Source organism: Roseicella sp. DB1501, assembly GCF_013112485.1.
Classification (GTDB): domain Bacteria; phylum Pseudomonadota; class Alphaproteobacteria; order Acetobacterales; family Acetobacteraceae; genus Paracraurococcus.
Genome location: NZ_JABFHG010000018.1, coordinates 60,915 through 71,420 on the forward strand (window position 1 = coordinate 60,915; position 10,506 = coordinate 71,420).

Below are 10,506 nucleotides of genomic sequence, written 5' to 3' on the forward strand. Positions count from 1 at the left end.
GCAAACTATACCAAGGGTTATGGTTCCATTTATTTTAGCAACATTGTTGCTTTTTACCCGCTTCTCGCACAGAATGTTTGACAGCGATCCTGTGTGGGGATCGCAAACTGGGGGCAAATCTTGGGATCAGGTATGAGCGGCAACACTGTTGCCGTTGACGGCTGTGCAGAAATCATCGCAGCGCGGAAGGCTAAGCCGCGGAACAAAAAACTAAAAGATAAAAACCCAAATAAAAATACTCAAAACGAGCATGTTGCCAGGACTTTTCATTCAGCATACCGCATATACACGGGCGATGAAAAACAGCGATCGTCATTAACCCATACTCTGACCGACCACAAGACCCCATCCATCTTCAGCAACCACGACTTGCGCCGCGCATACGAAGTCTGGGCGCTGACCACCAAAGAACATTATCAAAGCGCCGTTCTCGACAGGCTTGTAAGGGGCGATGTCTTCGGCCTGTGTAACTCAGAGCGCTATCAGCATTGCCGCCGCGGCCTCGCCGCTTTCAAAGCCATTTTGGATAAAATGCAAGGCGAAGAGATGACGGCCGAGGAGAAAGCCCCGGTCCCGGTTCTCCGCAAGGTCACAGGCGAGCGCCAAGCGTCAGCGTTCATGATGCGCCAAGTCAACGCCGAGATCGAGCGTTTGTTGCCGAACCAGATGCAGGATGCCTGCGTCGAGATCGAATTCAGCTTCCGCTATCTGGCTGGCGAGCTCGCCTCAGTTTCTAACATGCGCGCCTATGGTGGCGTGTCTGGCGCGTCCTTGCGCGACGCCGTCGAGGACCGGGCCATGAAGCTGGTGCCCAGGTACACGACCTGGTCCAGCCGCCTGAAGTCGGACGCCCCATTGGCCCTCAAGGTTGTTAACGCCGTGGTTCTCGAGGGTATTGGGCTGCGTCAGGCCGCTGTCAGGGCGCGCCTATCCGACCATAAGCTAGCAGGGCGGCACCTTCTCTTCGGCCTCAACGAATACTGCATCCACGCCGGCTGGGGTGACGTCATAGGCGAGTACAAGAACTACGATCCAGGATTTGTTTATATCATTGGCGCGTCGCAGGATGGTCCGTTTAAGATCGGCTATTCGGGGAGCCCTCTCAAACGCGTGTCAGAGTTGCAGTCTTCCAACCCGAACAAGCTTAATTTGTTTTATCTGATGAAAACCGGACTGGTCGCTAGCCGTGCCGTTGAACGCGAGATCCACAGCCATTTTTCTAACTGCAAAATACGTGGAGAATGGTACGACGTAAGCATTCAGGAGGTGATCGACGTCCTCCGGATTATCCATCCGACGGGAGTTGATGCAAAACTTTCTTGACCGGCCTTTTATTCCGGTATATTGTTTTCTTCATGATGCACTTCGTGCGTCAGACACAAGCCTCGCACCGCGGGGCTTTTTTGTTACCCATTTTCCTCCCGACCTCCCTGTTTACTTCGCTGGCTTCGGCCAGTTTTTTGCGTCAGCTCGGCCATTGCATTCAGTCCTGCGGGCCTAGACCCCAGGAATCAACATATCCATGACAAACCGAGCGGCGCGCCAGATTCAAACCAGGTACATGATGACCAGCACCGGCCCCGCAGGAAAGACCATTCGCGGATCCGCTGACCAGATCGCCGACAAGTACCTGACCCTCGCCGAGGACGCCCAGCGCGCCGGCGACCACAACGCAGAAACCCTCTTCCAGCACGCCGATCACTGGCGGCGTATCGCAGCAGCATGACCTACCTGGACCGTAAGCGCGTCGTGCATTGCATTGAATGTGGCGACCCAATGCTATGCATCTATGACCCCAAGATCCGCAACACCTGCCAAGGCTGCGGTGGCGCATCCCTGGCCCTGGAGACCGCCGAAGCCCGCGCCGAGATCCGGCGCGAGTATCTGGCCCGGGTTCGAGAGGCGCGCGGGCATGAGTGACAGCACGGACGATGCGCCGCGCCCCGAAGGCAGGCCAACGAAGTACCGGGACGAATATACCGAGCAGGCTTATAAGATCTGCTTGCTCGGCGCCACCGATAAAACTCTGGGCGAAATCTTCGGCGTCTGCGAGGCCACGATCAATAACTGGAAGCTCGAGCATCCGGAATTTGCTGATGCCCTGCGGCGCGGCAAGAAGGTGGCTGACATGCACATTGCCAGCAAGCTTTTTAACCGGGCCGAAGGCGCCGAATGGACCGAAGAAGCAGCCTTCAAGGTGAAGGAAGAGTTCTTCGACGATACGGGCAAAAAGATTAAGACCGAAGAGAAGATCGTCACTGTCCCGGTCAAGAAGGCGGCGCCGCCTGATACCACAGCCGCCATGTTCTGGCTGAAGAACCGCCATCCCGAAGCTTGGCGCGACAAACAGGACATTGAATTGGCCGGCCCTAACGGCGGAGCAATTACAACCGCAAGCGCGACTTTAAGCCGCGAAGAACTTAAAACCATGATAGAGCAAGCCGAGCAGGATGTGTGAATCTCGACAATCCGCAGTATCGGGAAATCGTCAAACTAAAGTGCGAGCTTGACCACCTCTATTTTACCCGGTTCTTTTTCAAACAGCGCAACGGCTTCAAGTTCATTGTCAACTGGCACCATTATGTCGTCGCCAGGACGGTGCAAAGAATTATAGACGGCGAGCTTAAAAACGTCGTCATCAACGTCCCGCCCGGTTCAGGCAAAACCGAGTGCGTCGTTATAAATCTGATCGCCCGCGGCCTTGCGCTCAATCCGCGCTCGCGTTTCCTGCATATCTCATCCGGCGAAACGCTGGTCCTGCTGAACTCGGAAACGGCCCGTGATCTCGTTCAGTCCGACGAGTTCCAAAGCATGTGGCCGATCTCGATCGCCAACGACGCCAAGTCGAAGCAGCGCTGGAACGTCATCGACGAAGACGGCCGCAAGCTCGGCGGTGTTTACGCCGTGCCACTGGGCGGCCAGATCACCGGCTTCCGGGCTGGCCACATGTCCGACGGCTTCAACGGCGCGATTATCATCGACGATCCGCTGAAAGCCGACGATGCCTTCAGCAAGCCCGCCAAGGCCGAGGCCAATCGCCGCCTGATTTCGACCGTCAAGTCGAGGAAGATGCGGCCGGACACGCCGGTCATCGTCATCATGCAGCGCCTCGCTGAGGACGATCCATCGGCCTTCATCAAGGCGGGGAACCTGCCGGGCGTCTGGCATTTCGTCGAGATCCCTGCCCTGCTCGACGAGGCCAAGCTGCAAAGCTACGGCCACGATCTACTCGAGTGCTGCGACACCAGCACCCGTGACGAACACGGCCGGTTCTCGTACTGGCAGGCCAAAGAGGACCTGTCCGAGCTCATCGACATGGAGCGCGGCGCAGCTTCCGACAAAGAAGGAAACCGGATCAGCCGGTTCGTCTTCGCCAGCCAGTACCAGCAAAGCCCCGTTGCTCTTGGCGGCAATCTGATTCGCGGCTCATGGTTCCAGCGCGGGCCGATCCCGAAGATCGTCCATCGCACGATCTACGCCGATACCGCCCAGAAGACGGGTGAGCGCAACGACTACAGCGTCTTCGAGTGCTGGGGCAAGGGCGAGGACGGTAAAATCTACCTCCTCGACATGATCCGGGGGAAATGGGAAGCGCCAGACCTTAAGCGGGCAGCCATCGATTTCTGGATTAAGCAAAAGGGCTTGCCGGAAGCAGCAGGCGTCCTCAGGCAGATGAAAGTCGAAGACAAGGCAAGCGGCACCGGCCTGATTCAGGATTTGAAACGCGGCGGAAGCGGACAGCCGTCGATACCGATCGTCGGGATCGAGCGGCACAAAGACAAACTGACTCGCGTCATGGATGTCACCGCCTACATCGAAGCTGGATGTGTCTGCTTACCGATGTCAGCGGCATGGGCCAACGACTTCATCGCTGAGTGCGAAGCATTCACCGCTGACGACAGCCACGCACACGACGACCAGATCGACCCGATGTGCGACGCCATCTCCGACATGCTCGGCGTCGTGACCGGCCCGAACGCCGGCTTCTTCCAGTTCCTCAGCGACCAGAAAGCACAGCAATGATTTACATGAAAACGCAGCCAAGCGCCGCGCTGACGGGCCTGCACGGCCGCGCCTATACCGCAGACGCCGATGGCCTGATCACCAACGTCGAAACCGGCGACATCCTAGCTCTGCAGGAACAGGGTGCCGTCACCACGACTGTTGGCCCCGTCAAACACCTCAAGCTGCTTGTCAGCCATGGCCTCTACTTCGAGGGCCGGATCCACCATTCCGATGGCAACGGCATCCTGCGCGATGTCCCGCTGGATCATGCCAACGCACTGCTGGCTGACGCCACTCACCAGATCGCGCGCGAGGCGACGCAGGACGAGCTCGACGCCCCGCTGCCTGCTGCGCCGGAACCGGAAGCCCCACTCGCCGAACAGCCCGCGCTGCTGCCCGAGCCCGCCACGACACCTGACCCTGCCTCGGCTCCGGCTGCCGAACCAGCGCCAAAAGCAGAACAGAAGAATTCCAAGGCCAAAGCGAAGGCCGAATAACCCAAACCCATTAGAGGAAATCAGCAATGGCGAATATGAAAGGCACGGTCGGCCAGACCTACAAACCGCGTAGCGGCAATACCTACACGGCGGACAGCAACGGCAATCTGAAACAAGGCAACGTCGTCGGCGTCCAGTCGGTCGACGTGAACGAGATGCTGCTCGACGGCTGCTCTTTCGCGGCATCCAGCCAGGCACAAGGCGCGAACGGCCTTTACGCCACCACGCTGCGTCTGTCCGAGTTCAAAAACACGGACGGCTCGGCCCTCTCGGCTGCAGCCTCCGCCGGCAAGTTCGGCTTCGGCGTCACGCTGGGTGCAAACTTCAACCTGGTCTCGGAAGCCGCCAACAACAACAGCAAAACCGACGACGCGGTGTTCGAGTACATCCTGCCGAGCAACTATGTCGCCGGCCAAAACCTGACCGTCACGGTTAACGCCGCGACCTCTGGCGCCGGCACGCTGTCCGTGAAGACGGCACAGGTCAAAGCCTTCCGTATCGCAGCAGACGGCACGGCCGGCGCTGATATCGGTCCAGGCGCTGCAACCGCTATCACCTCTGGCGGGGCCGACATCGCCTTCACCGTCACCGGCACGACCCTGAACCCTGGTGACAAGGTTCTGCTCCAGCTTGAAACGGTCCTGACTGAAACCGCTGCGAGCGCGACCTTCGCCAAGATCAACTCCGTCCGCGTGAGCTAACACCGACATGGCGCGCGGCAAAAATGGGGAAGGCCCCGGCATTGCCACGCGCGTTGTCGAAGCTGCGCGCTATGTCATCACAGAGGTAAAGCCGAGTTCCTGGCTCTCGCCGGGACAGCCTCTGACCCCCAATGCTCCCAAGGGAACCAAACCCTTCGCCTGGGACATGCCGGTCGGCTTCAACATGCAGATGGCCCCCCGGCCGAAAAGCCGGGTGAGCCATGCAGAATGCTGGCAGCTCGTCGAGAACTGTGACCTGCTGCGCATTATCATCGAGCGCCGCAAGGACCAGCTTGAATCCATGCCGTGGCAGATCAAGCCGCGCGAGGACACCAAGGTCCGGCCGGACGATCCCCGGATCAAGGAAGTGCAGAACTTCCTGCGCTATCCGGACAAGAATCTAGACTGGAATCGCTGGCTCCGTGCGTTGCTGGACGATCTCTTCGTCACCGACGCCGTCGCCATCGAGAAGGTCCGCGATCTCAAAGGCCGCCTTTACTCTCTCGACCTCATTCCAGGTGACAGTATCACCCTGAAGGCCGATCCCACAGGTCGCTTGCCGCCGCCGCCCAATCCGGCATTCCAGCAGTTTTACAAGGGCTCCATCGTCGGCAATTTCACGACCGACGAGATGATCTACGCGCCGCGCAACGTCAGCACGCGCGACATCTACGGGCTGAGCCCGGTGCAATGGATCTACACCACCGTCCGGACCGCCATTGAGCGCGCCCAGACGCAGCTCAGCCACTACACCGACGGCAACCTGAATAAGGGCATCTTCTGGATTGACCCTTCGGTCTCCGCCGAGCAGATGGCGGCGCTGCGGGACTGGTGGAACGCGCTGACCACCGGCAATACGGCGGCGCGCCAGCAGGCCGCGTTTCTCCCCGGCAAGCCGGGATCGTTCCAGCCGATCGTCGATGCGGCCCTCAAGGACCAGTTCGACGAGTGGCTCGCCAGAATCATCTGCTTCGCATTCTCGATCTCGCCGACCCCGTTCGTCCAGCAGGTCAATCGCGCGACGGCGGAAACTGCAAAGCAGGCCGCACTTGAGGAAGGCCTCGGCCCCTTGCAGGCGCATATCAAGAGCCTCATGGACCGGGTCATCTTCCATGACTTCGGATACGACGACATCGAATTTGCCTGGAAAAGCGACGCCGAGCAGGATCCGCTGGTCGCGGCGCAGATCCGCAAGAGCGACGTCACCGGCGGCATCATCACCATCGACGAGGCGCGCGCCGATATCGGGCGAGATCCCTTCGGCGGCGCCGCCAGCCGGCCAGGCATCATCACCGGGGCCGGCTTTGTGGCTCTCCCCTCGGAGGAGGCGCTGGACGCCCAGGACGACGCCGCGGTCGCGGGATCAAATGCGGCCACTGACTTGGCTAACAGTCCAGATCCGGTGTATGACGACGAGGAGGGCGAGCCGGAGAAGGCCCTCGGAAAAAAGTATTCAGATCCATTGGCCAAGCCGAAGGCCAAGGCTGCGGTCACAGCTATCCATAAGCGGGTACTCACCGCCTTGCATCACACGGCCCAGCATACGGCGGCGCAGCTGCGCGGCATGCATGTCATGGGTAAGGCAGACGAAGATGAGAAAGAAGCCGCCAGGAAGCGCGCCGGAGAGGTTGTCGACCAGCTAAGCCTGCTGGACATCAACGACATAAAGGCGATCTCCGGCGCGCTCAGTGATGCCGCGCTGGAGGCGACCGAAGCCACTCTGGCCGATGCCGGTATCGCCCTGGTCAACACCAGCCTGTTCGGCCAGGTGAACCAGGATGCAGTCGCCTGGGCCAGCCAGCACGCCGCTGAACTGGTGACCCAGATCGAGGAGACCACTCGCGACCAGCTCCGCGCGCTGATCGCCACCCGCACGGCCGCCGGCGACGATCTCACCCAGATCGCCAGCCAGATATCCGGCACATACGCTTTCTCCGCCGACCGGGCCAAGCTGATCGCCAACACCGAGGCCGCCTTTGCCAGCGGTCAGGGATCGCTCGACGGCTACCGCGCCGCCAATCAGCTTGGCCTGAAGGTCAAGAAGCAATGGCTCGACGATCCACTGGCTTGCGACATCTGCAAGGTCAATGCGGACGCCGGCCCGATCGGCATCAACGATCTGTTTCCGAGCGGGGCAATGACGACGCCCCAGCATCCGCGCTGCAGCTGCACGACCATCGCCGTTTTCGAAGACTGACTGATTTAATTCTCGCCAACACAAGGCCCCGTTCTGGGGCCTTTTTCAATTCCGAGGATCTACATGGAAAAACTTAACGCATTCATGCGTCTGACCAAAGCAGACGCAGCCCAACGCATGGTTTGGGGCATTCTCGCTGCCGAAACGCCTGACCATGCCCGTGAAATCATGGATTTTGAAACCGCCGTCCCGGCGTTTAAAGCATGGTCCGCTGAAGTCGAAGCAGCCACCGGCGGGAAAAGCCTCGGCAATATCCGCGCTCAGCATGGCAATATCGTCGCCGGTGTTTTGAAGGAAATCACCTTCGATCCGAACAGCAAGACGATTATGGGCAAAGCCCACATCATCGACGACAATGAATGGAATAAAGTGGATGGCGGCTGCTACAGCGGCTTTTCCATCGGCGGCGCATATGCGAAGTGCTGGCCCGACGCAGAAAATCCCAAGCTGACGCGCTACACCCCGATCCTTAAAGAAATCTCGATCGTTGATCGCCCTTGCATTCCGACCGCCAAGTTTGAATACGTCAAGGCGGACGGCACCTCTGAGATGCGCAAGTTTCAAGTTGCCGAGCCGGAAGTCGAGGCTGGGTTCAAAGCCAAGGACGGGACATTCTTCAAATCGGAACAGGAAGCCGTTGACCACAATGCGGCTCTGGATAAAGCGGACAGCACGCCTGCCGATCGCGCGCTGGACGCACTTCAGAAAGGCATCGAGGTCCTGACCGCCAAGGGCGATGCGCCTGAGCAGACGGACGTCTCGAAAGCCGAGCAGGCAGAAGCGGCCAAGGGCGAAGATGGCAAGATCATCACCGAAGCCGATGCCAAGGCGGTAATCAAGGCTGTTCTCGACGCGGGGCTGAGCAAGCAGCTTTGCGACCTGCCGATGATCGTGGACGTCATCTACAGCCTGGACTGGCTGCAGTCGAATTTGGCCATGGACGCCCTTTTCCATGATGCCGAGACGGCAAGCCTGCCGACCGATTTGAAGGCCATCCTGGCCAGCCTGTGCGCTTTTCTGAAGGCGCTGGTGGAGCAGGGCGTGGCCGATATCACGGTCGACGCGGACGCTGCCGCCAAAGCGGAGGGTCTCACGGAGGCCCACGTCGCCGCTCTGCGCAAGTTCACGGGCGATGACGAGATCCTGAAAGACCTTACCTTCCCGGCACCTGCCGATCCAAAGGCAGAGGTCGAAGCAGCCAAGGCGGAAAAGGCCGACCTGCAAAAACAACATGACGAAGTCGTCGCCAAACTGGCGGACGGCATCGAGGAAATGACCAAAGGCATCGCCACTCTTAAAGCCGCGAACGACGAAGCGACTAAGCGGAATGAGGAACTGGCGAAGCGCATTGAGCATCTTGAAGCCCAACCCGGATTGGCGAAAGGCGTCAAGTATACCGCCCTTCTGAATGGTCAGAACGGTTCGGAAGAACCGGCGAAGCCCGTCCAGATCGATATGCGCAAATACAACGGTCTGTCCCCGGACGAGGCCCGTACTCAGATGCGCAAAGATCGCCAGTAAAACCCTCCCTTTAAATCCCCCCTCATTTAAGCCCCCTAATGGAGACTGTCCAAGATGCGTAAGATCAAAAACGAAGCCATTGAGGCAATGCGTAAGAGCCTCGACAATCCGAATAAAGTCGATCCCAACCAAAAAGGCGAAGGCGGCGACCTGAACAAGGCTGGCATCACCCAGTCCCTTGGACTGAACGCTTATGATCTGCGCTCGCCAGCGCTGGAACACATTCCGTTCTTGACGCCTGTCCGCGACATGCTGCCACGGACGGCCCGCAATGCGCCTGGTATCGCTCTGAATTGGAAGGTCCTGACTGGTATCGTTGGCTCGGGCGTTTCGAACATCGCCATTGTTCCAGAAGGCGGCCGTAGCGCGACCAAGAACATCAAGACGACCGACGCCAGCGCCAAATACGTGACGATGGGCGAGGAAGGTTTCACCACGGATGAAGCCGTGCGCGGCTCAAAAGGCTTCATGGATGTCGAAGCGCGTGACCGCGTGCTGACCATGGAATCGCTGTGGCTGAAAGAAGAGTCCACTCTGCTGGGTGGCAGCCGCAACCTTCGCCTAGGCACCCCGTCCGCCCTGACGACCACTGTCGCTGCGAACAACCCATCCAGCTCGCCGATCGCTGGTGGCAACTACTATGTCTGCGCTGTCGGCCTGACTTTCGAAGGCATGGGCAACTCCAGCGTGGCTGGTGGCCTGATCCAGAACGTCACGGTCAACGGCAACGATCGCAAGAACTTCTCGATCAACGGTGGTTCGTCCAACCGCTCGCCGATCAGCTCGGCCCAGGCTGTCAGTAATGGCCAGTCTCTGGTTGCCTACGTTCCGAACGTGCAGGGCGCCATGGGCTATGCCTGGTACGTCGGGACGACCGGCGCGCCGAACAACATGTACCTGCAGGCGATCACCACGGTTAACTATCTGCGCCTCGACACCTTCGTCACGGGCACCCGTCAGACGGCCGACTACATCACGGCTGACTGCAGCTACAACGATGGCTCGGGCAACGGTCCTAACCCGGTCGCTTCGTTCGACGGCCTGGCCACCGCCGCTCTTATCCCTGGCAACAACGCCTACTTCTACTCCATGCCGTGCTCGGCTGCCGGTGGTCCGACCAGCCTGACCCCGGATGGCGCCGGTGGTATCGTCGAGATCAAGAACATGTTTAAGGGCATGTGGAATGCGACCCGATCGAGCGTTGATCATCTGATGATGAGCGCCAACACGGCGGACGCGATCTACACGAAGATCCTGAACAACAACTCGGCCCCGCTGCTGCATATCAACAAAGATGCCAACAGCGATGCAATCGAGCTGAAAGCCGGCGGATCGATCAACGCCTACTTCAGCCCGATCGGCAACCCGTATGGCGGCATGAAAGCTCAGATCATGGTTCACCCGAACCTGCCGGACGGTGTGATCCTGGGTTGGGCGACGACGCTGCCTTCCTGGTATTGGCCTGCCCCCGTAGAAGTGGTCCGCCGGTGATGTAGCCTGGCGACTGCGGGGGGAGGTTCGGGGATGGCGAGGAAGAAGGCCCACACGCCCGAGGAGATTGTGGCGAAGCTGCGCCAGGTTGAGG

At 59.5% G+C, this 10,506-nt stretch carries 10 protein-coding genes; all 10 read left to right on the plus strand.

The window, feature by feature from the left end:
* Nucleotides 1-132: 132 nt before the first annotated feature.
* The 10 genes from HJG45_RS25635 (at nt 133) to HJG45_RS25680 (ending at nt 10,412) form a co-directional block, all read left to right on the plus strand.
* Nucleotides 133-1,323, plus strand: a complete 1,191-nt coding sequence (locus HJG45_RS25635) for a GIY-YIG nuclease family protein (protein ID WP_171616427.1) — start codon at nt 133-135, stop codon at nt 1,321-1,323.
* Between the two features lie 238 nt (nt 1,324-1,561).
* Nucleotides 1,562-1,726, plus strand: a complete 165-nt coding sequence (locus HJG45_RS25640; protein ID WP_217363041.1) for a DUF4167 domain-containing protein — start codon at nt 1,562-1,564, stop codon at nt 1,724-1,726.
* On the plus strand, nt 1,723-1,920 hold the full coding sequence (locus HJG45_RS25645; RefSeq protein ID WP_171616431.1) for a hypothetical protein: 198 nt from the start codon (nt 1,723-1,725) through the stop codon (nt 1,918-1,920). Before HJG45_RS25640 ends, HJG45_RS25645 begins: the two co-directional genes overlap by 4 nt.
* Nucleotides 1,913-2,458, plus strand: coding sequence for a hypothetical protein (locus tag HJG45_RS25650; protein WP_171616433.1), 546 nt, complete (start codon nt 1,913-1,915; stop codon nt 2,456-2,458). The genes HJG45_RS25645 and HJG45_RS25650 overlap by 8 nt, the downstream gene beginning before the upstream one ends.
* Nucleotides 2,455-4,023: a phage terminase large subunit gene (gene terL, locus HJG45_RS29560; RefSeq protein WP_171616435.1), complete on the plus strand. Its 1,569-nt coding sequence runs from the start codon at nt 2,455-2,457 to the stop codon at nt 4,021-4,023. The genes HJG45_RS25650 and terL overlap by 4 nt, the downstream gene beginning before the upstream one ends.
* Nucleotides 4,024-4,028: 5 nt before the next feature.
* Entirely contained in the window at nt 4,029-4,502 is a 474-nt protein-coding gene (locus tag HJG45_RS25660) for a hypothetical protein (protein WP_171616437.1), read from the plus strand.
* A gap of 26 nt (nt 4,503-4,528) precedes the next feature.
* Nucleotides 4,529-5,203, plus strand: coding sequence for a hypothetical protein (locus HJG45_RS25665; protein WP_171616439.1), 675 nt, complete (start codon nt 4,529-4,531; stop codon nt 5,201-5,203).
* Nucleotides 5,204-5,210: 7 nt separating this feature from the next.
* The gene (locus tag HJG45_RS25670) at nt 5,211-7,400 is read left to right on the plus strand and encodes a phage portal protein (RefSeq protein WP_171616441.1); all 2,190 of its coding nucleotides are present in this window, start codon (nt 5,211-5,213) and stop codon (nt 7,398-7,400) included.
* Nucleotides 7,401-7,463: 63 nt separating this feature from the next.
* Nucleotides 7,464-8,921 (plus strand): hypothetical protein, encoded by a 1,458-nt coding sequence (locus HJG45_RS25675; protein WP_171616443.1) that lies wholly within the window; start codon nt 7,464-7,466, stop codon nt 8,919-8,921.
* Between the two features lie 54 nt (nt 8,922-8,975).
* A complete protein-coding gene (locus HJG45_RS25680; protein ID WP_171616445.1) occupies nt 8,976-10,412 on the plus strand; it encodes a hypothetical protein in 1,437 nt (478 codons plus the stop codon).
* Nucleotides 10,413-10,506 lie beyond the last annotated feature (94 nt).

Coding starts and splice junctions, on each gene's coding strand:
- HJG45_RS25635 (WP_171616427.1), top strand. CDS start 133: ATGAGCGGCAACACTGTTGCCGTTGACGGCTGTGCAGAAATCATCGCA.
- HJG45_RS25640 (WP_217363041.1), top strand. CDS start 1,562: ATGATGACCAGCACCGGCCCCGCAGGAAAGACCATTCGCGGATCCGCT.
- HJG45_RS25645 (WP_171616431.1), top strand. CDS start 1,723: ATGACCTACCTGGACCGTAAGCGCGTCGTGCATTGCATTGAATGTGGC.
- HJG45_RS25650 (WP_171616433.1), top strand. CDS start 1,913: ATGAGTGACAGCACGGACGATGCGCCGCGCCCCGAAGGCAGGCCAACG.
- HJG45_RS25660 (WP_171616437.1), top strand. CDS start 4,029: ATGAAAACGCAGCCAAGCGCCGCGCTGACGGGCCTGCACGGCCGCGCC.
- HJG45_RS25665 (WP_171616439.1), top strand. CDS start 4,529: ATGGCGAATATGAAAGGCACGGTCGGCCAGACCTACAAACCGCGTAGC.
- HJG45_RS25670 (WP_171616441.1), top strand. CDS start 5,211: ATGGCGCGCGGCAAAAATGGGGAAGGCCCCGGCATTGCCACGCGCGTT.
- HJG45_RS25675 (WP_171616443.1), top strand. CDS start 7,464: ATGGAAAAACTTAACGCATTCATGCGTCTGACCAAAGCAGACGCAGCC.
- HJG45_RS25680 (WP_171616445.1), top strand. CDS start 8,976: ATGCGTAAGATCAAAAACGAAGCCATTGAGGCAATGCGTAAGAGCCTC.